Origin of the sequence: Stappia sp. MMSF_3263, from assembly GCF_030733745.1 — a bacterium.
Taxonomy (GTDB): domain Bacteria; phylum Pseudomonadota; class Alphaproteobacteria; order Rhizobiales; family Stappiaceae; genus Stappia.
In genome coordinates, this window is the sequence record NZ_JASHIK010000002.1 from 116,114 (window position 1) to 136,246 (window position 20,133).

Annotated in this window: 16 protein-coding genes and 1 tRNA gene; 5 read left to right on the top strand and 12 right to left on the bottom strand. The window is 63.6% G+C overall.

Annotation, left to right across the window (positions count from 1 at the left end; genetic code table 11):
• Nucleotides 1-33: 33 nt before the first annotated feature.
• The 5 genes from RBB46_RS03365 to RBB46_RS03385 all read right to left on the bottom strand — a co-directional run bounded on the left by RBB46_RS03365 (nucleotide 34) and on the right by RBB46_RS03385 (nucleotide 5,199).
• The gene (locus tag RBB46_RS03365) at nucleotides 34-1,107 is read right to left on the bottom strand and encodes a DNA polymerase III subunit delta' (RefSeq protein WP_306027467.1); all 1,074 of its coding nucleotides are present in this window, start codon (nucleotides 1,105-1,107) and stop codon (nucleotides 34-36) included.
• Nucleotides 1,104-1,784: a dTMP kinase gene (gene tmk, locus RBB46_RS03370; RefSeq protein WP_306027714.1), complete on the bottom strand. Its 681-nt coding sequence runs from the start codon at nucleotides 1,782-1,784 to the stop codon at nucleotides 1,104-1,106. The genes RBB46_RS03365 and tmk overlap by 4 nt, the downstream gene beginning before the upstream one ends.
• A complete protein-coding gene (locus RBB46_RS03375; protein ID WP_306027468.1) occupies nucleotides 1,774-2,967 on the bottom strand; it encodes a D-alanyl-D-alanine carboxypeptidase family protein in 1,194 nt (397 codons plus the stop codon). The genes tmk and RBB46_RS03375 overlap by 11 nt, the downstream gene beginning before the upstream one ends.
• Nucleotides 2,968-3,179: 212 nt before the next feature.
• Entirely contained in the window at nucleotides 3,180-4,301 is a 1,122-nt protein-coding gene (locus tag RBB46_RS03380) for a septal ring lytic transglycosylase RlpA family protein (protein WP_306027469.1), read from the bottom strand.
• A gap of 496 nt (nucleotides 4,302-4,797) precedes the next feature.
• Nucleotides 4,798-5,199 (bottom strand): hypothetical protein, encoded by a 402-nt coding sequence (locus tag RBB46_RS03385; RefSeq protein ID WP_306027471.1) that lies wholly within the window; start codon nucleotides 5,197-5,199, stop codon nucleotides 4,798-4,800.
• 426 nt (nucleotides 5,200-5,625) lie between these two features.
• On the opposite strand from RBB46_RS03385, the gene RBB46_RS03390 reads away from it, so the two are divergent.
• Nucleotides 5,626-5,715: transfer RNA gene (locus RBB46_RS03390), tRNA-Ser, on the top strand.
• A 299-nt stretch (nucleotides 5,716-6,014) separates the two neighbouring features.
• Nucleotides 6,015-12,596 carry a hypothetical protein gene (locus tag RBB46_RS03395; protein ID WP_306027473.1) on the top strand — a complete coding sequence of 2,194 codons (6,582 nt, stop codon included), beginning with the start codon at nucleotides 6,015-6,017 and terminating at the stop codon, nucleotides 12,594-12,596.
• A 304-nt stretch (nucleotides 12,597-12,900) separates the two neighbouring features.
• Here the strand turns inward: RBB46_RS03395 and RBB46_RS03400 are convergent, their stop codons facing one another.
• Nucleotides 12,901-13,287 carry a DUF6616 family protein gene (locus RBB46_RS03400; protein WP_306027715.1) on the bottom strand — a complete coding sequence of 129 codons (387 nt, stop codon included), beginning with the start codon at nucleotides 13,285-13,287 and terminating at the stop codon, nucleotides 12,901-12,903.
• 973 nt (nucleotides 13,288-14,260) lie between these two features.
• Here RBB46_RS03400 and RBB46_RS03410 point away from each other — a divergent pair.
• A complete protein-coding gene (locus RBB46_RS03410) occupies nucleotides 14,261-14,860 on the top strand; it encodes a LysE family translocator (RefSeq protein WP_306027474.1) in 600 nt (199 codons plus the stop codon).
• A 16-nt stretch (nucleotides 14,861-14,876) separates the two neighbouring features.
• Here the strand turns inward: RBB46_RS03410 and RBB46_RS03415 are convergent, their stop codons facing one another.
• Complete coding sequence (locus RBB46_RS03415; RefSeq protein ID WP_306027716.1) at nucleotides 14,877-15,443, bottom strand: cation:proton antiporter; 567 nt, start codon at nucleotides 15,441-15,443, stop codon at nucleotides 14,877-14,879.
• Nucleotides 15,444-15,739: 296 nt separating this feature from the next.
• The gene (locus tag RBB46_RS03420) at nucleotides 15,740-16,159 is read right to left on the bottom strand and encodes a helix-turn-helix domain-containing protein (protein ID WP_306027475.1); all 420 of its coding nucleotides are present in this window, start codon (nucleotides 16,157-16,159) and stop codon (nucleotides 15,740-15,742) included.
• A 71-nt stretch (nucleotides 16,160-16,230) separates the two neighbouring features.
• Here RBB46_RS03420 and RBB46_RS03425 point away from each other — a divergent pair, with 71 nt between their 5' ends.
• A complete protein-coding gene (locus RBB46_RS03425) occupies nucleotides 16,231-17,475 on the top strand; it encodes an MFS transporter (RefSeq protein ID WP_306027476.1) in 1,245 nt (414 codons plus the stop codon).
• Nucleotides 17,476-17,508: 33 nt separating this feature from the next.
• Here RBB46_RS03425 and RBB46_RS03430 read toward each other — a convergent pair whose 3' ends face one another.
• Both RBB46_RS03430 and RBB46_RS03435 read right to left on the bottom strand, forming a co-directional pair.
• Entirely contained in the window at nucleotides 17,509-17,811 is a 303-nt protein-coding gene (locus RBB46_RS03430) for a hypothetical protein (RefSeq protein WP_306027477.1), read from the bottom strand.
• Nucleotides 17,795-18,295 carry a GFA family protein gene (locus tag RBB46_RS03435; RefSeq protein ID WP_306027479.1) on the bottom strand — a complete coding sequence of 167 codons (501 nt, stop codon included), beginning with the start codon at nucleotides 18,293-18,295 and terminating at the stop codon, nucleotides 17,795-17,797. Before RBB46_RS03435 ends, RBB46_RS03430 begins: the two co-directional genes overlap by 17 nt.
• Nucleotides 18,296-18,429: 134 nt before the next feature.
• Here RBB46_RS03435 and RBB46_RS03440 point away from each other — a divergent pair, with 134 nt between their 5' ends.
• A complete protein-coding gene (locus tag RBB46_RS03440) occupies nucleotides 18,430-19,077 on the top strand; it encodes a TetR/AcrR family transcriptional regulator (protein WP_306027480.1) in 648 nt (215 codons plus the stop codon).
• Nucleotides 19,078-19,096: 19 nt separating this feature from the next.
• On the opposite strand, the gene RBB46_RS03445 is transcribed toward RBB46_RS03440, so the two are convergent.
• Entirely contained in the window at nucleotides 19,097-19,684 is a 588-nt protein-coding gene (locus RBB46_RS03445) for an ASCH domain-containing protein (protein ID WP_306027481.1), read from the bottom strand.
• Between the two features lie 112 nt (nucleotides 19,685-19,796).
• Entirely contained in the window at nucleotides 19,797-20,132 is a 336-nt protein-coding gene (locus RBB46_RS03450) for a hypothetical protein (protein ID WP_306027482.1), read from the bottom strand.
• Between the last annotated feature and the right edge of the window lies 1 nt (nucleotide 20,133).

Consider the following 20,133-nt stretch of genomic DNA (forward strand, 5'->3'; position numbering starts at 1 on the left):
GGCATGTCATAGAGCGTGCAAGCGTCGGCGAAATCAGGGGCGCGCGGCGTCGGCAAGATCGCGCAGTGCATTGAGCACCACCTGCTTCCTGTCGAGATTGAAGGCATCCGCCTCGCGGGCGGCGCGGGTGGTCTTTTCCCATACCTCGCTGACCCTGACAAGGCGCGGGAGAGGCTGCCCCCGGTGCCCGGCGATCAGGGTGTGCAGATGCTCGCCGACCAGATCGTGGAACAGGCTCCAGGCATCGTCCGCGCCATGCTTCGACACCTGGTCGGCCAGCGCATGCGCGGCGGCGGTGTCGAGTTGCGGCAGGTGCGAGACAAGGCCGGCGAAACTGTCGGCAAGCGCGATCGTGTCACCATCGGCAAGGGTGATCGCCTTGCGCAGGGAGCCGTGGGCAAGATCGGCGGCACGCTGCGCCGTACGGCTCGATGGTTCGGCGACGCCCAGGCCCGCCAGGCCCGCCAACACCTCCTCATGCACGAGCTCGCGCATGGGCAGCAAGCGGCAACGCGAGCGGATCGTCGGCAGCAAGCGGCCCGGTGCATGCGACAGGACAAGGAACAGGGAACGGCGTGGCGGCTCCTCCAGCACCTTGAGCAAGGCATTGGCGGCGTTGGTGTTCATGTCGTCGGCCGCATCGACAATACAGATGCGCCAGGACCCTTCCGAACCGGTGGAGCCGAAGAACGGCACCGTCCGGCGGATCTCGTCGACGGTCAGGTCCTGTTTGATCTTGTCCTTCGACTTTCGCTTGGGATCGTAAGGGCGGCGCAGATGGAGAAGTCCGGGATGGGCTCCGCCGGCCACCTTGCGAAAATCGGGGTGGTCGGGCGCCAGCGTCAGATCCGTGGCGTTGAGCACGTCCGGCGCGGCGGGGTCCGGATGCGCCAGCGCGAAACGGGCGAAGCGGAAGGCGAGCGTCGCCTTGCCGATGCCTTTCGGCCCGGCCAGGATCCATGCGTGATGCATGCGTTGCGAGCGATAGGCGGCCAGCAGGGCCTGTTCGGCCTCGGCATGGCCGAGCAGCGTCTCTCGCGCGCGCGGCAGCGGGATGTCTTCCAGGGCGTCCGCCTCGGTGACGAGCGGGTCGGCGAGTTCATTCATCCGCGTGCGTCCAGGTCGTTGGCGAAACGGGTTCTCACTGCGCTCCAGATTGCCTCTTCCACCTCGTCGGCGCGCGCCGTTCCGTCAACGATGAGAAACCGGCCCGGCTGGTTGTGCGCCAGTTCCAGGAAGAGCTCGCGGCGCCGGGCATGCACAGTCTCGCCGTCGGTCTCGAAGCGGTCGGGCACGGGTGCGCCCGCCGTGGCGCTGCGGGCCGCAACCCGCGCGAGGCCCGTTGCCGGTGGCACGTCGATCAGCACCGTCATGTCCGGACGGTAGCCGGCGACCGCCAGCGTCTCCAGCCGGTCGAGAAAGCCGGTGTCGACGCCGGCCTCACCCTGGTAGACGCGGGTGGAGTCCGAAAACCGGTCGCACAGCACCCAGCGGCCGGCCTCGAGAGCGGGCCGGATCGTCGTGTCGACATGGTCGGCCCTGGCCGCGGCAAACATGACCGCCTCCATCTCCGGGCCGAGCGGCTTGACGCGGCCGCCAAGCAGCATCCGCCGGATGGTCTCGGCCCCGGGCGATCCGCCCGGCTCGCGCGTCAACAGTGCCTCTATGCCGGCCTCGTTGAGACGTGCCTTCAGCCGTGTGATCTGCGTCGACTTGCCGGCGCCCTCACCTCCCTCGAAGGTCAGGAAACGGCCGGTTCTGGGGATTGCCGCCTCATCCTTCATCAAGCCACCATCCGAACAGGGTTTCGCGCAGGACATCTCTCGCCCGGCCGGTCACTGTGCCGCGCTCCACGGCGCCCGCAGTAACGAGCGGCGCCCGGTAGACAACGGTCCCGCCCCGCAGGACCCGCAGCTCGCCAACCTCGCGACCACGCTCGACCGGGGCCGACAGAGGGCCCTTGTAGACGGCCCGCAGGTGATAGTCGTGGCGGTCGCCGCGCGGCAGCAGGATCTCCACGGACCGGTCGACCCTCAAAGGCACCTGGGAATCGGTTCCGCCAAACACACGCGCCTGCGTCACCGCCTCGCCGGCGGCATACAGCACCACCTCCTCGTAGTCCTTCTCCAGGCTGTCGAAGAGATCGCGCAAGGCATCGCGGCGGTCGTCGGAGGTCTTGTGACCCGCCACGACCCCGACGAGGCGCCGGGAGCCGCGCAGCACGGATCCGATGCCGTTGAAGCCTGACGTTTCCGAATATCCGGCGACAAGACCGTCGAGCCCGGGAATTTCCTCGAGCAACGGGTTCTTGTTGCGCTGGAAAATGCCGTTCCAGGTGAAGTCCGGGGCGCTGAAGAGCGTGTAATAGGGCGTATGTCGGGAGAGCACATAGGCGGCAAGGCGTGCGAGATCGCGTGCGCTCGTGTGGGCGCTGGCCGCCTCGTAGCCGGTCGGATTGGCGAAACGCGTGTCCGTCATTCCCAGTTCGGCTGCCCGGGCGTTCATGCGGGCCGCGAACGCCTCCTCGCTGCCGGCCATGCCTTCCGCAAGCACGATTGCCGCATCGTTGGCATTCTGGATGATCAGCCCGCGCAGCAGGTCGATCACCGGGACTTCGCTCTTGAGCCGGGCAAACATGGTGGTGACCCGTGCCGGCGCGCCGCCCGTGCGCCAGGCATGCTCGCTGACAGGAAACGTCTGTTCCTGGGTGATCTCGCCCGCAGCAAGGGCGTCGAACACAACAACGGCGGTCATCAGCTTGGCGGACGAGCCGGGCTGAAAACGCAGGTTGGCGTTGCGGTCGGCAAGCAGCGTGCCCGTGGTGAAGTCGAGCAACAGCGCCGATGTCGCATCCGCCGGTTTGGCCGTGTCCTGGGCCATTGCCGGTCCAGCGGCGGAAACGACGACCGGCAGGAGAATTGCGACTACGAGGCCGGCCTTGCGGATCAGACGGCGCAGTGCGGCCATCCGATCTGCCTGCGGGATGTGTGCGTGCGGCGGGTTTGCGTGCGGCATCGCCCCTGCCCCGGCATGCGCCGTCATGCGTCCTGCTCCTGTCGCCGTCACTGCCTTGCCGGCGAAAATGGCCGGCGCGCTCCCCGCGCCTTACGGCGCAGGGGCGAAACATACCGTCTTGGAGTGGGTACGCCTACCGGCTATTTGCCGATTGCCGAACTGTTTCAGCGCGGTGTGCGGGCAAGATCACGCGGGGCGACCCCGCCGGAGATCGCGTCGAAGGCGCTGTAGGCAGCCTCGATCCGGGCCGTTGCATGGTAGGAGGAGATCGCCGATCCGCGTGCGAACGTGCTCGGTTGACCGAGATAGGCCGGACCGGGTGCCGTTTCGCGCTCGCCCGTAAGGCTGAGCGGACCGTCGCCCTGCCCCGTTCCGCTCTCGTCATAGCCGAGCGCGGGCTGGGCGGCGGGCATATCCGGCGCGGGAGCGGAGAAGGTATTGAGCGAGGCGACCCGCACCGTCGCGGCGCTTGCCTCGAAGGCGGTTGCCGGATCGAAAGCGGCCGTGACCATGCGGCCGAAATCGCCCGATCCCGCGACAACCGGGCCGTAGGGGCGATTGCGCGGCACGGGTGCCGGACCGATCGCGACGGGGACCGAGGGTTGCGGATCTGCCATGGCGAGCATGGTGCCCGGCATGGTCGCGCCCGGCTCGACGGCGCCCGGACCGCGATAGGAGGCCATAAGGAAGGCCTCGTCCTTGCCGTGCAGGGGCGCTCGGCCGACATATTCGACCTTCACCTTCGCAACGCCCTTGCTCTTGTAGTCGAGCATGGTCGCGACGCGCTCGGAAAGGTCGATGGTGCGATTGCCGTGGAACGGCCCGCGGTCGTTGACGCGCACGATCAGGGAACGGCCGTTCTTGACGTTGGTCACCCGGGCGTAGGACGGCAGGGGCATCGTCGTGTGCGCCGCTGTCAGCGCGTTGCGGTCGAAGATCTCGCCATTGGCGGTCATGCGGCCGTGGAATGTCGGGCCGTACCAGGATGCCAGCCCCTCTGACTGGTAGTTCGGGTCGAGCTTCGGTCGGTACCATTTGCCGGCGACCTTGTAGGGCTTGCCGACCATGTAGCGGCCACCGCCCTTGGGCACCGGTTTCCCGCCATCGACCATGCGCGGGCTTGCCGCGACGCCGTATTTCTCTTCGCTGAACTTGACCTTGCCACCGCTTTTCGGCGCGGAACCGCAGCCGGCCAGCGCCAGGCAGAGGGTGGAGACCGTCACGAACGCAAGCGTACGGGGCGTCGCCAGTCGCGACAGTCCACCCGCACCCGGCAAGGGTGTCATGTGACGGGAAATCCTGGGGTTTGCGCTCAAGTTCCGGCGGTTGTCCGCCAGTGCCTTGTCGTTCGTCATGCTGCCGCCCTACTCGATACCTGAACCGGCGGATTCCGGAGCCGTGAAACCTGTCCCGCATGCGTCCGGGAGTTTTCACAACAACTCGCGTTCCTCATGTCACCTGCCGGCGGAAATCCTTTCCGCCGGTCCGACATGTCCGGACACTGCCCGCCCCGCATTCATCGCATCGGGCGGCCCTCAGTGACCGCATCCCGCGATGACGGGATCTGTTCCTCGGCAGTGCACGCCGGTCGGACCCGTTTTCACGATGCCGCCCCCCAAATGGCGCATCGCGACACGAGTACCACAGCGTCTCTTACTGCAAGGTGAAGACAGGGTCGATAAGCTGACCGCGCAAGAATACCGCTTTTCCACCGACCTGTAGCAAAAGGGCCGCAGTTCCCGGATCATTCGAACCCTGATGGCCTTGCTGGGCGGTTCTGGTTCAGTTCCCGATTCTGGCGCGCCCCGACAGGCCGTCGTCGCGTTTCCAGAACAGCATGTCGCCCTCCCCCTTCGACAGGGTGAAGCAGAACTGCTTGCCGTCGTACCAGCTCTGCCATTTCTGGCAGAGACGATCGCCCCTCACCCACCATTTGCCCTGGTCCTTGGGTTGCATGAAGCGGCCAAGGCCGACGGCATCGCCCGACCCGTTCACGCGACCGTTGGACTTGTAGTAGAGCGGGAACTCGCCGCCGAGCGGCGTCTTGAGGTAGATGCGCTTGCCGGCGACGGTTTGCAGGATTTCGCGTTCTGACAATGGCGTGCGTGCCTGCGCGACTGTTGCGGTGGCCGCGCAGGCCACCATCGCGAACACTGCCGCACATGCTGAGAACTGCCTGGTCATGCCTTGTCTCCCGGATATCGATTGCTGGGCGAGCGGCTGTCTGGCGCCGCCCCGGCTCTCTCCAACCATGATTACGGGAATGCAGGCGAAGCGGATCAGGGCGAACGAGACGTGGGCTTTTCTGGCAAGCGGATCGCCGGAAGGCCGCCGCGACCCGCAAACCGTTCTCGGATATCCGGATTTGCGCCCGGCACGCACTTGTGTGACGCCGGTCACACAACGTCTGCAGGGGCTACGCTACAACAAGGACATGGCGCGTGCCCCCGCGCCGGACGCCGATCAAACGGCGCTGCCGCCGATCCGGTCCCTGCCTCGACCTTCCGGATCGGCGGCTTTCGTTTGCGCGGCGCGAACCCGCCCTCTCCCACAGCATCTCCCCCTTGCCGCTTGACAAGAAGGCGTGGCAAGGCGAAACGGGATCGCGCAGGATGGGTGGCCGAGTGGTTTAAGGCAGCGGTCTTGAAAACCGCCGTGCGGGAGACCGTACCGTGGGTTCGAATCCCACCCCATCCGCCAAACACCGCCGATTGCCGCACAAATTGAACGGTTATTTTCTTTATTATCAATCTGATAGATTACCGCGAGGCGATTGGCGTGCGGAGAGGAGTTCTCACACGCCCAGCCAAGCACGATAGCCCTACCAGTATAACCGCCGATGGTACTCCACAGGCCCGCTGCGCTTCTGCTAGGCAAGGTAGCAACAGGTAAGCGTGTTGCGTGCCTCATCGCTCTTGATGGGCCGGAATTTTTCGGTGGTGTCATGGCGTGGTGTGCGGGACAATAAAACTGGTAAAATGACGTGAATCAAGCCGATCATGAATGATGACAAAGACCCGAGCGTCACACCGATAGCAATAGACAAGGTACGAGCCTCCAAGGCTGGTCATGCTTATCATGAAGCTTGGGCAGCGCGTACAGCGCTTGAGCTTCTTCTGCCGTCGACCGACCTCACCGCCATCACGCTCGAAGGCTTTGATGAACGAGACGAGCAAGAGCTGGGAACCGGTGCGGTCGAGATCGCTGATCTTGTCCGATACCACGGCGGAACCGACGTTGCCCGGGCGCACCGAGTCACGATCGTTCAGTTCAAATACTCGATCGCCAGCGCCGACACATCAGTTCGAGCCGCAGACCTTGCTTCTACGCTCACCAAATTCGCCGCAACCGACGCCGAGCTTCGAGCGATGCACGGCGATGACCATGTCGACAAAGTGGTCAGGTATGAATTTTCAACAAACCGGCCCATCCACGACAATTTAGGTCCGGCGATTGCAGCAGTGATCGCGGATACCGAAGAAGATGGTGATAAGGGGCGCCAAGCAGCCCGAATCGCGCAAGCTCTGAAGGACTACCCGCATCCTGCTGCCGAGTTGCTGCGTCGGCTAGATTTGATGGGCAGCAAAGGGAGCTTGATCGACGCGGAGCGCACGATTTCCGCGACCCTAGCTGCATGGAGCGAACCCAGTGATCCAGATGCGGAGAAGCGCCTGCTCAAGCTGCGGAATCTTATCAGGATTAAGGCCGGCCCCGGCAGCGAAACAGATAAGCGTGTTGATCGGGTAGCAGTCCTGGCTGAGTTGGAAGTCGAGCACGAGGATCGCCTGTATCCGACCCCTGATGCATTTTCCGAGGTCAAGGAAGTCGTGCAGCGCGCGGTTCTCGACGACATCACAATCCTTGCCCGTGAGGTTGGTTTTCCCCTCGTGGTCCATGCGGCAGGTGGAATGGGCAAAACGGTGTTGATGCAGGGCATGACCGACCAGTTGCGCGCTGACGGACCCGTAGTACTCTTCGACGGGTTCGGCGCAGGGCGATGGCGGGACCCTGCTGACGGCCGGCATCTCCCGGAGCGGACATTGGTTCACATTGCCAATCTCCTATCCGGGCAAGGACTTTGCGATATTCTCCTGCCCGTCGCTGACGTAACCAGCTTGCTGAGGGCATTTCGGAGGCGGTTGGCCCAGTCTGTCACAACGGCTCGGAACACGCGCAGCGACGCATGTCTGTCGCTGGTTCTAGATGCCATCGACCACGCTGGTCTTGCCGCACAGGAAACCGCCACGTCATCATTCGCCCATCTTCTCCTGCGCAGCATCAGTATCGATCCGATTGATGGTGTTCGTATCGTTGCATCGTGCCGCACCGAGCGGCTCGCGTTGGCAACCGGCGACAGCTCGCATCGCTCTTTCTCAGTTCCATTGTTCACTGACACTGAGGCACGTACTCTTATCGCACGCCGAGTACCGGACGCCTCAGCCGCTGAAGTCGCTGCGTTACTCATGCGATCCGGCCGCAATCCACGCTGCCTAGACAATCTGATTTCGAGTGGACGCCCCTTCGATCCAGTGTCCTTCCCCGACAACCCTAGCGAGCCACACGATCTGCTCGATGCGCTTCTCCGCAAGCGTCTTGAAGAAGCGCGCAGTACGGCGCGCGCTCGCGGTGCCACAGATCGGGACATCGATCTTCTGCTCACCGGCATTGCCCTGCTGGCGCCGCCGGTACCAATCGAAGAACTCGCCGCAGCGCATGGATTGATCGCCGAGCAGGTCGAGAGTTTCGCCGCTGATCTCGCTCCCTTGCTGGAGCGAACACCCCATGGTCTGATGTTCCGCGATGAGCCTACCGAAACTCTGATCCGATCTACCTATGGCACGAGGCAAGTGGGCCGAGATCGAGTTATTGCCGCTCTTCAGGAACGCCAGCTTACTTCAAACTATGCAGCCCGAGCGTTGCCGGCGCTGCTTACATCGCTGCGCGATGCGGATCAGCTCATTCGGCTGGCTTACGACCTGCGCGTTCCCAGCGGGGCGTCACAAGTCAGCACGCGCGACATCCGGTTAGCTCGGATCACGGCCGCTATCGCGTTGGCGGGAGAGCTTGGCCGGCGCGACGATCTTTTGCGCCTACTGCTGGAGGCATCGCTTGTTGCCGCCGGCCACGAACGATCCGACCGTTTTCTCTACGAGCATCCTGATCTCGCCGCAGCGGCAGGTGACCCCGAGGCGCTGCGGCGTCTCTCTGCAACCAATGTTGGCTGGCCAGGTGGCAAGCACGCCGCGCTGGCATTGGCGAATGCGTTCGCTGGCGATCGAGACGAAGCTCGCCGTCATGCCCGGCGGTCGATCGACTGGCACAATTGGTCGGCACACTCAAAACGTGGCGCGCGATTCAACGAGTCGAACACGTCGCGAAAATGGGACGACGTTGGCTTCGCCTATGTCGAGATGCTCGCGGGCAACGATGTGCGTGTAGCCGAATTCTTCGCCCGCCGAGATGACGGTGCGGCGTTCGCCAAATTTCACGACCTATTTGATCTTCTAGAGCGCCACCAACGTTCTGCCCACCCTCCGACCACGCGTATCGCAAGACGGCTATTGCGATGCCGAATTCCATCGCGGGCCCTCTTTGCAGCCGCGCTGCAATTCGCCGGCGGCGACCCCTCCCATGTGATCAGGATGATCACCGCCCTTTCCGCTGCTCCGCCTATCACCGACAACAACAAGAACTTGGCGATGGCCAGCGTTCTGGCGTCAGCCCGAGCGGCCGATCTCGGCTTGGAACGAGAGGGGACGGCTATCCTCGCCGGGGCAGCGCTCAAAGCCCAAACGATCTATGACTATTCGAGCTACTATCCGATTGACCGCACGGTCGATGTGATCGTGCTCGCTGCCGGCGTGCGAGCTGCGTTGCGGCGCAAGCCTGTCACTTTAATAGACATTGCACCGGCGGAACTGATTGAATTGGCTCCCGTAAGCGCGCGGTCGCGCGGCGCAGCTGCCTTCGTTCGCGTGCTGAATCAGAAGCTGGCCGCACCAAAGTATGATGGAAAGCAGCGGCGGCGAAAACGGCGCGATGGACTTGATGAAGAGAAGCGCTCCGAATATTCGCGCGTTCTCAGCAACCGGGTCACGCCGTTGCTGCAATACGCGCAGGACGCCGCTAACATCATTCGCCCACCGCGCGGAACAACGCGCACCGAGATGCTGATCGCGGCTTTCGACCGTCTTGTCAGCGACGTCGATGAAGCATCCAACTACCCGTATCGAGACGGGAAGGCTTACCTCGCGCGAACAGGTTTCCGCGTGCTTTTCTATCTCGCCGACGCGTTGGGAGCGTTCGACGCAGTTCTTGCAACGCGTATGGCCGAATGGGCGGCGAATGCCCCGGGCTTGTTCGCTCCAGAACTGACTGACGCTGTGGCTCGGCTCTCTCGTATCCCGCATTGCCACGATGCCGCGCTCCTGCTCGCCAGCCACGTCGAGCGGAAGATTCAGCTGGATACTGATGTCGGATCTAGGGTCACCGCCTATGGCGGCCTTGCGCGCGCGCTGTGGCGAGTGAGTACCGACGAGGCCGCAGCGTACTTCCGTCGCGCGCTCGACTTAGCCGAAGCAATTGGTTCGGACGATTTCGATCGCACCAATCACCTTCTGGAATTGACTGGGCACTATTCTGGCCCGGAGCTGTCGCCTGAGGCCGCGCACACCCTCGCGCGCATTCTTGAGTTGAATCAGAATGAGGATGACCGGTTTCCTTGGATCGAATACGCGCAGACGATGGTGCCGATTGCCGGTAGTGCAACGTTGGCGATGCTGGCACGGCTGGATGATCGTGATGCCGCACGTCTTGGCCTGTCCCTCGGTCCTGCGCTCACAGTCCTCATCCGCAACTCCAAGCTGTCGGCTGAGGTCGCGGTCGCACTGTTCGGCCTAGCTGCTCCGATCGAAACGTGGACCTGGCACATTTCTGATTTCGCGTCGGAAGCTGTCGGCCGTCTGCCTCAGGAGCGAAGAGAATGGTTGTTCAACCTGCTGATCGTCGAGATTGATCGCGACGATCAGCTGTCTCCCGCGCGAGAGACGATCGAAGGGTTACATCGTCTCGCCAAGCAAAATCTCCCCGCTACCTCGCCGGCTCGGATGCGGATCGAGGGACTGCTCGCTAGACTCGGACCGAAATCGGAGCAGCTACCGCCGGATAGGCCGATAATCAGCACTGAACTTCCGGTGGTTTTCCCGATTGACCTGAGCAATCCAGATGAGATTGATCGGCAAATACTGAGCGAGGAAATTGACCACACTGGACGGCGATGGCCGCTTCGGACACTGCTTGAACTGGGGAAGCGGACGACCTCGCCCGCAGATCGTCTCGGCTTCGTCCGCGCGGTCGTCGAAGCGAGCGCCGCGACGCTTGCCGACAAAGTCCGAGCGCTGGACGATTATCTAGAAGACTGGAGCGCTTCGTCGGCGGCTATGCGCGATGCGTTACCGGAGCTTGGGCTCCGGCTGGCGTCAAAACATGCCACAGAGCTCGCGGGTTCCAGCACTGATGCATGGGGTGGCTGGCGGGGGCTTGAGCGATATTTTCGAGCCAATCGTGTCGCACTTGTCGAACATGTGGTTGCCGGTCTTCGCGCGAGCGCAGATGGTCTTGGCGGGAATGCATGGCTGGCGCTGGCCGCTAGGCTTGCCGCTGATGCTAGCGACAGCGCTATCGCGGACGGCCTTGAGAGGTTCTTGGCGAACACCGGCGAGAAGTTACCTACTGAAGTTGGCGACGGACCTTGGGACGCACGTTTGGCTGTTCCGGGCGAGGAGGCCACCTTGGTGGCGGAGCTCCTGTGGTCGAGACTCGGTCATCCCATTGCGGCAATGCGCTGGCGCGCTGCGCATGCAGTGCGGCGTGTGGCTGAAATTAGGCGCTTCGATGTTATTGAAAGGCTGATCGAGAGTTTTGAGTCTGGCTCGGGCCTACCTTTTAGTGATGCAAAGCTCCCCTTTTACTCCATGCATGCACAGCTCTGGCTGTTAATCGCGCTCGCACGCGTGGCAAAAGATTCTGTGGACGCACTGATCTCTCGACGTGCGTTTTTTGAACGGATCGCCCTCTCCGCTGAGTTCCCGCATGTAGTGATGCGTGCCTTCGCAATTGATATACTGCTTGAGATAACCCAAACACTCGCATCCGACGAGCGCGATGCATTGACAGCCATGCTTGCCCCGGCGAACCTGTCGCCCTATCCCCACGCTCCTCGGTCGGATTACACCGAGTTCCGTTATATTCCCCGGCCGGATTCTTCGCCACGACGGGACGACACCTTCCACCTCGACTACGACTTCAATAAATATCATGTCGAGCGCCTGTGTCATGTCTTCGCTTGCCCTGGCTGGGAAGTGGAAGACCGGATCGGTGCCTGGGTGCGTCGTTGGGACGCCGCCGTGCGGGCAATGCATGATTGCCCGCGTAGCAGCAGCTACGATGAAACTTGGTCATCAGGCTATGTTCCGAACCGGGACCGATATGGAGGATATCTCGGCTGGCATGCGCTCATGCTTGTTGCCGGCGATCTGGTGGCTGCGCGTCCTGTCGTGGGTGAGGACTGGAGTGGCGACGCTTGGACGGCGTTCCTTAAGGAATATCGGCTGTCTCGCGACGATGGCCTGTGGCTTGCCGATCTTACTGACCCATTTCCGCTCGATCTCACCAAGGAGGCGGATATGCCTATGCCGGAGAGCAGCAATGGCAGTACGGCGCGCGAGGATATTCAGTTGCTGGCCCCCTTGCTAGGTATCGATGACCGTAGTGTTACAGCGGATTGGATTCCGGTTTCGGGGGTATGGTCGATTGGCCACGACACGACGGTCACAGTTCGCAGCGTAATGGCAAACGCAATTGATGCTCGATCGACGACAATGGCGCTGCTGTCTGACGAACCGTTCTTTCGGTGGTTACCTCACGATGAAGACGAGATCGGTCGTCATTTCGGCCGCGACGGTCATACTGTTCGGCCGTGGGTCGCGGAAACCCCCAACACTGAGCGCCAGCTGGATCGCCATGATCCTTATGCTACCACCACAGCTCTCGATAGGCCATTCCCATCGACGTTCACCCAAGAACGGATGGGGACAAAGCCGGACGATCCTGTCGTCCGCCGATGGTTGATCGACGGGACAACAGCCTTTCGCGCAGAAGCTTGGGGCGCTGAGGGTGGACGGGGCGAACACGCATGGAGCAAGACCGGTTACCGACTATTCGCCAAGAGCGAACCGTTGCTGTCACTGCTGGACTCAACCGAACGAAACCTCGTTGTCGCGCTCAAGCTTCAGAAGTATCATAAGGGAAAGTCGAGCGGGCGCGGCGGGGACACCAGCGGGTTCACGCATCGCTCACTGGTGGTTATTATAAACGGTCGCGGGCACTTCTGGGCTCCACGGCGCCTTTCACAACAAGCCAAGCAAGCCCTTGCGGCGCTCGATCCCGATCGACGGCGCGATTTCTATGCGCGCTTCCGCGCCATCGCCGGCCTGCCAGATGAATGGCTCGCTCGGCGGAATGATCCGCCGGTCAGCACCGAGCAAATTAGAATCTTCATCGAGGGCTTATCGTCCGACTAGCGGTCGCAGCTCTAAACGACCCCTGCTTCGGGATCGCTCAAATCGATCGCGGGCGGCCGAAACGGATGCAGAATAGAAGATATGGGGATCATTTTAGAGGGCTATAGCGTAGATGTAGTTCTCTGTTTCGTCGGCTTCGGCCCGCCAGCGCGCTCATTGTCAGGTGCTGCCCAGGTTTTGCCAGATCGCTCGCTTTTCCGACGCCGATCGCTGGTCGCCTTCCTGATTCATTCCAGGCCTACTCCTTCCATTCTATGTGGAGTGGAGGGTGAAAAAGCGGCTCCGTGCCCCGTGGACAGAACGGTCAACGCTGTCCATCCGACGATACGGTTTTCTGTCCTGCTTGCTGCCGGGTGGCTTCGCCAAGCTGCGCGAGATGACCAGCCAGGTCGGTTGCTTCTCCGCCCGCGTTGATCGTCTCGAAATAGTCATGCCAGCCCGATTGCGCGATGCCGTCGACCAGTGCCTCGAGCGCCGCGTCGTTGGGGCAGCGCCATACGGCAAAGAATGTCTGCGGCGCGGCGTGCGCTTTGGTCTGGTCGACCTTGCCAAGGGCAAGGGCTTCCACGCCGAGGGCCGACAAGGCTGGCATGGCCGCGCCGATGGCGGCGAAGAACTGCTGGCGTTCGGTGTCAGTCAGCGCCAGCCAGGCGGGCTTCGGCGTGTAGAGTTCGGCGAGATAGTGAGTCACGATGGATTGCATCCGGTTCAGTGTCGGGAGGCGGGTTTGATCAAACGCAAGGCGCGCTTGCAGATGCGCGCCGTCTCCGGCGTCGGGCTTTCGGCAGACCAGCGGGCGCACAGGGCCTTGACCCGGTCGGGCCGGTCCTTGCCGGCATCGTTCAGCCAGTTGCCGACCGAGTTCTGCACATAGGCGGCAGGATCCGCGCGAAGCGAAACGGCGGACACGCTCCGAAGGCGCCCCGGTCCATTCGCCGAGCAGCGCGATGGCGCTTGCAAGCTCGGCGGCAAGATGCGGACGTACCGTCATCCAGGACCACTCCCGCACCCCGAAATGCGGATCGCCCGCATAGGGACAGATGGCCGCGAGCCTTTTGACGAGCGGCATCTCGGCCACGCCGATCATGAAGCAGGCCCAGCCGCGCGCGGTGTCCGATGGGTGCCGTGCAAGCCGGTCGAGGGCGGTGCCGCGCACCGTTGACCTTCTGGACCTTTGGGCCGGCAACCTTGAGGCGACGGCCCGGTCCGTGGATCGGCTTAAATCGAAAATCACCAGCGAGTAGGCGAACCAGGCAGCGGGCTCGCTTAGTCTGATTCCGTTGCGTGCCGAGGCGAATTTGACGCCTGCCATGTAGTTGCCGGGATTTTATTCGTGTCGTGGCGCGACGGCCCTGAATTGCTTGAGCTTGTTGAAGCCTCTCTCGGCCAGATTGCGCATCCGATGATCCCCGGAATGCGGGCTTATACCCCTTCCCTACGGCTGACTTGCAATCGCTTCCGGGCTTGCTCACTCCGGTTTGCCGGTGGCTTTAACAGGAGCCGTTCGCGCCGCCTGTTCCTTTCCGCCCATGCGGTCGAAAAGCGTCCTCGCGAGAAAGACCTGTTTCAGCCAGGGCACCCGGTTCCACCGTCTCACACAGCCTCTTGCAAGCCCGATTTTTTATGATAACAACATAAAGATATCTTTATATGGACAATATCTTATGGAATCGATTTTCGCCTTCACTCTGGCAAGCGTTGCACTGCTGGGCTCTCCCGGACCCGGCATCACCGCATTGGTCGCGGTCGGCAAAACCAGCGGCCTGACCGGCGGCTTCCGGTTTCTCGCCGCGATGCAGGTCGGCCTTGCGCTGGCCGCCGGGTTCAGCGCCCTCGGTCTGGCGAGTACGCTGGAAGCCTTCCCGGCGGCGCGCACGGTGCTCTCGGCAGTGTCGATCTGCTATCTGGTTTGGCTGGCCTGGCAGATCGCCAGCGCCCCGGTTGCCGGCGAAATCGGCGACGCCGACCGCGCGGTCAAGCCGAGCATCCTGACCGGCTTCGTCCTGGGTGTTGCAAACCCCAAGGCCTACCTGGCATTTGCATCGCTGTTCGGATCTTTCGTTGTCCTCCAGCCAGCCCTCGGGACGAGTGACACCCTGGCCAAATGGACGCTCTGCGTCGCCGTCATGATCGTGGTGGACTTCGCGTGGCTGGCCCTGGGCGCCAGCCTTGGCCGGATAGTGCTCCGCCCTGCGGCGGAGCGCGTCATGAATGTCGCAATGGGCGCGGCAATCGTCCTAGCGTGCCTGATAGCGTTTATCTAGTCAGCGTTCCTGATGATCACTTGCCGAGCCGGAAGAGTTCGGAAGCATATTTCACGGTGATGCCATGCACGAAGGCGGAAATCAGGACCGCAGCAATGGCGATCACGATGATTTCGTTGATCATTCGAACCCCTTCGAAGTCCATGGCCACGAACACCGCGAAAAGCGCCGTCGCCAGGCCTCGCGGTCCGAACCAGCCGTAGAAGAGCCGCTCATTGGTGGACGTCGGCGAGAGAAGCGCGGCCAGCAGGCAGGCTTCCCAGAATGGCCAGTGCGGCAACAGGACCAGATTGATCGCAGCCCCGATGACGATGGCAAGCGGCAGTCCGATGAGCAGCATCCGCCGTGTCCGCTGGCCGATCTGCTTCAGCGTCTTCCGGTGCAGGGTTGTGGCATCGGCAAAAAGCAGCAGGGCCAGCGTGACCTCGGCCAGATGGTGGAAGGTCGTGGCCGCCTCCAGATCCAGCGTCGCGCCGCCTGTACCAACCACCACGCCGATGGCAAGAAAGACCATCGGCATTGTTATGCCGACTGAAGCGATTTTGGCCGAGTACATGCAGCAGACAAGCATCGCGAACGCGATATAGACGAGATAATGTTACATGGCTGTCTCAGCTGGGCCTTTGCTCCGTTCCGATCGGCGCCCCGCCAACATTCAACGTCGGCCGGACCTTCGTCCCCTTGTTTGTGGCCGAGACTTTCCTCCCTGTCGACGCTCCTGTCGTCACGCTCACCAAATACTGGAGGCCTGCGGCCGGCCGGACTCGTTGAGGCGCGCGCAGAAGCCCGCTTCACCTGCGGCCTGAGTGATCTGCAACCACAGTCCACGCGGAAGCTGAAGGGACGAGGCCGCCGGGATCAAGGCCACCGCGATGCTCGTCACCGCTTTGGAGTTGAGCGTCCCGACCGCCGCCGCCCGGCCGCATCGACGAGACGACGGAAGGTCGGGCATTCCATGTGGGACGGCGCGGGGCAATCGGCGACGTGACGCAGCGTGTCGCGCAGCGCAGCGAGTTCGCCGATCTGACGGTCCAGTTCGTCCGCCTTTTCATGCAAAAATGCGCGCGGCAGGTCCGGCGCGCCGTTGCGGCCGAACATTCCCGATATCTCGTCGAGGGAAAAGCCGGCCGACTTTCCCATCGCGATCAGCTTGAGCTGCAACAGGACTTCCGGCGGAAACTGGCGCCGCAGGCCGCTGCGGGCGATGGAGGAAATCAGTCCGATCTCCTCGTAATAGCGCAGCGCCGAAGGGCGCATGCCGCTGCGTTCGGCGACCTCGCCGATGTCGAGAAATTTCATGCTTGACCTCAAGTCGACTTGAATTCGTAGCCTGCCCTCTCAACGCGTTTCAGGCAAGAGGAGCCCCGCATATGAATCCCGCAACCCCGCCCGCATCCGCCGCCGCCCGCCGGGCAAGCCTGGCGGTGCTCGCTCTCTCGATGCTGCTCGCGTCCCTAGGGACGAGCATTGCCAATATCGCCCTGCCCGCGCTTGCGGAGGCCTTCTCGGCGCGTTTCCATGAGGTCCAGTGGGTCGTCGTCGCCTATCTGGCCGCACTGACTGTTTCCGTCGTCGTCGCGGGGCGGCTTGGCGACATTTTCGGGCTGCGGCGCATGCATCTTGCCGGCCTTGGACTGTTTTGCCTGGCCTCGCTGCTCTGTGGGCTCGCGCCGGATCTCGGGTTGCTGATCGCCGCCCGGGCTCTTCAGGGCGTCGCCGCCGCCTTCCTGATGACGCTGACCATCGCGCTTGTGCGCCAGAGCGCGGCTCCCGATCGAATGGGGCAGGCCATGGGCCTGCTGGGCACGGTGTCCGCCATCGGCACAGCCCTTGGCCCCTCGCTCGGCGGCTTTCTCGTGTCGGCAACGGGTTGGCCCGGCATCTTCCTCGTTCAGGTGCCGGTTGCCGCGGCGACCATAGTGCTGGCGTCCGTGTCTCTGCCCCCGGATGCCGACCGGCCGGAAGGCCCTGCCACCGGCCTCGGTCTTGGCGAACCCGGCCTGTGGCCGGGCCTGGCGCCGGCCCTGCTGGTCAACGTCCTGGTGGCGGCGGTGATGATGACGACGCTGGTCGTCGGCCCGTTCTATCTCGGCCTCGGACTGGGCTTGGGCGAGATGACCGTCGGCCTGATCATGTCGGTCGGTCCGGCGATCTCGATCCTCAGCGGCCTCCCGTCCGGGCGGGCGGTCGATGCGTGGGGCGCGCGGCCCGTGCTCGGTGCCGGGCTGGGGCTGCTCGCCACCGGGGCGTTTTCCCTGTCGGTGCTGCCGGGCCTGCTCGGCGTTGCCGGCTACATGATGGCCATTGCCGTCCTGACGCCGGGGTATCAGCTCTTTCAGGCCGCGAACAACACGGCGGTCATGACTGATGTCGCGGGAGACCGGCGCGGCGTGGTTTCGGGCCTTTTGAGCCTGTCGCGCAATATCGGCCTCATCCTTGGCGCGTCCGCGATGGGGGCCGTCTTCGCCATTGGCGTGGGCACCGACGATGTCACCACGGCGTCGCCCGTGGCGGCGGGCAGCGGGATGCGGTTGGTGTTCGGCGTCGCCGGCGGCCTCATGATGCTTGCCATCGGCATCGCCTTCGCGCGCCCTGTCCTGCGGCGGACATCATGAACGGAGCGGCCGGAGCGGCGGTCCGTGCCTTGCCTAGCCGGCCAGATGCAGGCGCAGCGGCTTTGTCGCCTCGCGCCTGATCCGGCCTTTCGCCTCGAGATCAAGTTGTGCCGCCTTCAGCCACCAGCCGGCCTTCTCTCCACCGGGGAAAAGCTCCTGCGGCAGCAGCGGCAACAGCTTTTCCTTGGCCTGCGCCACGGTCACGCCCGGCGAGGCGGCGGGCAGGACCGCCAGAAGGGCGTCCCGCATCGCCTCGTACTTGGCCTTGTCCACCCGGACAACGTGCCCGGGCGAGGTGAAGTTCTCGATCTCGATCTTTTCAGCTTTCAGCGCCATTGAGACGTCCTCCGACAAAAGTGATTTCCGGTGTGCGGAAGCCCATCGCCGCCCACGCCGCCAGCAGTCTCAGGACAAATGCCAGGGACGACCGCCGGTGCCCGCTCTCGCCCGCCCCCGCATTCTCGACCCGGTCACGATAGATCGTCAGCCAGTGTCCCTTGGTGAAATCGAGAAACATCGCCGTGTTGCAACAGGTTGCCACGACACGGCGCGTCGGCGAGCCCGGATCGAGGCGATGCTCGCGAAGATGCACCGCGCCGCGTTCGCAGCGCACGCGGTCCTTCCTGTAGAGCATGCAGGGCGTGCCGCCCTCGGCATCCAGGACGGGAGCCGCTCCCGGGAGTGCCTCGAGCAGCCGGCCAGCCTTCCGGCAACTGGAGCACTGGCAGGCGGTGGTGATGATGGGCGACCCCGTCACCTCCAGCGCCACCGCCCCGCACCTGCAATTGACGGCCCGTGCCTGCGGCCTTGCTTCACTCATCGCGCATCTCCCGATCTATAACTAGACTAGACAGTCCAGTTTGATTGGTCAACACCGCCGTGCTAGGATCGCCGGGAGCGTCCTTTGACCGGACGCCTGACCCCGGAGGCGCAAGCGCGAATGTTGAAACCAGGATGAGTGCCGGCGGCAAGGCCCGCGTGGAACGGACCCGCAGGGCGATCCTGGACGCTGGCGAGGCAGTGTTTCTCGAACATGGCTTTCTCGGCGCCAGCATGGACCAGGTGTCCGAGATGGCCGGCGTCTCGAAACAGACGGTCTATGCGCATCTGCAGAGCAAGGAAGCGCTGTTTCTCGAGGTGGTCGGCGGCATGACCGGCGGCGCCGGCGACAGGCTGGCCGAGCAGGTTGCCGATCCCGAAATGGACCGTCCTCTGGCGGATTTCCTGCTGGACTTCGCGCAACGGCAACTCGAGATCGTCCTAACCCCCCGCCTGATGCGGTTGCGGCGGCTGGTGATCGGCGAGGTCGGGCGGTTTCCCGAGCTCGGCCGGATGTTGCACGAACGTGGGCCGGGGCGTTCGATCGCGCGGCTTGCCCGTGCCTTCGAGGTCTACCGCGAGGCGGGGCATGCCGCCATCCCGGAGCCGCACGAGGCGGCAACCCACTTCAACTGGCTGGTGATGGGCGGGCCGGTCAACGCCGCGATGCTGCTGGGCGACAACGCCATCCCCGACAGCGCGACACGGAACCGCCATGCCCGGGAATGCGTCCGCATCTTCCTTTCGGCCTATGCGGCGGAGGACGGGACGCCCGCGTCCTGACCCGGTAGGCGCCCATCGATCATCGCTTGAGTCGAAACGAATGCACTTGTTCGCCGCGCGCCGAAAGGCGGTATCCGATCTTCAGGCTTTCCGTGAGGCCGAGATCCTTGAGGCGGCGGATGCGGGCCTTGAAGACGGGTTTTTCCAGGCCCATCTCGGCCGCCAGTTCCGCCGCCGCGATAGCCGGACGCGCGGCGATGAGGCCCATGGCGCGCGCGGTCCAGGCACCGTCCCGCGAACGCGCATCAATGGCATCGAGCCGTCCGGCAATGTCGGCCAGCGCTTCGGCGGAAAGGGCGTCCTCATCGCGCAGGGCGGCGCGCGGATCCTCGCCCCTCCAGGCGATCTCGATCCGCTCCAGGGTGCCGTCCTTTCCACCTCCGGCGAGCCAGATGCGCAGCGCCTGTGCGTCGGCAAAACCGGCCATGCGTGCGTCGACATCGGAAAGTGCCGCCTCGTCGACAGGACCAATCGCGCCGATGCTGAGGACGCCGACGGCGGTGCGCAACGTACCGCCGGGCGAGACCGTCCGGCGCTTCCAGCGTCGGAATTGCAGGGTGATCTCCCCTGCCCTGATCCCTTCCAGAACCGCGCGTTTGATCAGCATCGCCTCTCCTTGCCCTGGCGTATCCGGACCGGGTCCAGGTGGCGGGATGGTCGGAAAAAAGCGGCGAGACTTCAACCCCTGCGTGTTCCGTGAAGGGACATGCCGTCGGGGCTCAACCCTTGCAGCCGAAGGGCAGGAACGATCCGGTGATGCCTTGCGAAACCGCCATCATCGACAGCATGTCGGCGACCTCGAATTCAGCGGCGCTTTTCGGGCAGACGCTTGCTGGCGTCAAGCAGCCGCCAGCGATGAAGAGCTTGTTGCCCTCAACGAAATCCTGGCCGAGACCTTCGCCGCCCCGCCACTCGAGCACTTTGTTCCACGCGTCGCCGTAAAGCGCGCATTTCTTCTCCGACCAGGCATCCGCCTTTGCCGTCGCAACCGTTCCGGCGGAGGCCAGGAGGAGAACGCCGAGCCAGGCCAGGCCCTTGCAAATCGATGAAGTCATT

Bases quoted from the DNA above. Each gene is read 5' to 3' on its own strand.
- RBB46_RS03440 (WP_306027480.1), top strand. From the start codon at position 18,430: ATGAGTGCCGGCGGCAAGGCCCGCGTGGAACGGACCCGCAGGGCGATC.
- RBB46_RS03375 (WP_306027468.1), bottom strand. From the start codon at position 2,967: ATGGCCGCACTGCGCCGTCTGATCCGCAAGGCCGGCCTCGTAGTCGCA.
- RBB46_RS03430 (WP_306027477.1), bottom strand. From the start codon at position 17,811: ATGGCGCTGAAAGCTGAAAAGATCGAGATCGAGAACTTCACCTCGCCC.
- RBB46_RS03450 (WP_306027482.1), bottom strand. From the start codon at position 20,132: ATGACTTCATCGATTTGCAAGGGCCTGGCCTGGCTCGGCGTTCTCCTC.
- RBB46_RS03385 (WP_306027471.1), bottom strand. From the start codon at position 5,199: ATGACCAGGCAGTTCTCAGCATGTGCGGCAGTGTTCGCGATGGTGGCC.
- RBB46_RS03435 (WP_306027479.1), bottom strand. From the start codon at position 18,295: ATGAGTGAAGCAAGGCCGCAGGCACGGGCCGTCAATTGCAGGTGCGGG.
- RBB46_RS03410 (WP_306027474.1), top strand. From the start codon at position 14,261: ATGGAATCGATTTTCGCCTTCACTCTGGCAAGCGTTGCACTGCTGGGC.
- RBB46_RS03365 (WP_306027467.1), bottom strand. From the start codon at position 1,107: ATGAATGAACTCGCCGACCCGCTCGTCACCGAGGCGGACGCCCTGGAA.
- RBB46_RS03380 (WP_306027469.1), bottom strand. From the start codon at position 4,301: ATGACACCCTTGCCGGGTGCGGGTGGACTGTCGCGACTGGCGACGCCC.
- RBB46_RS03445 (WP_306027481.1), bottom strand. From the start codon at position 19,684: ATGCTGATCAAACGCGCGGTTCTGGAAGGGATCAGGGCAGGGGAGATC.
- RBB46_RS03395 (WP_306027473.1), top strand. From the start codon at position 6,015: ATGAATGATGACAAAGACCCGAGCGTCACACCGATAGCAATAGACAAG.
- tmk (WP_306027714.1), bottom strand. From the start codon at position 1,784: ATGAAGGATGAGGCGGCAATCCCCAGAACCGGCCGTTTCCTGACCTTC.
- RBB46_RS03425 (WP_306027476.1), top strand. From the start codon at position 16,231: ATGAATCCCGCAACCCCGCCCGCATCCGCCGCCGCCCGCCGGGCAAGC.
- RBB46_RS03420 (WP_306027475.1), bottom strand. From the start codon at position 16,159: ATGAAATTTCTCGACATCGGCGAGGTCGCCGAACGCAGCGGCATGCGC.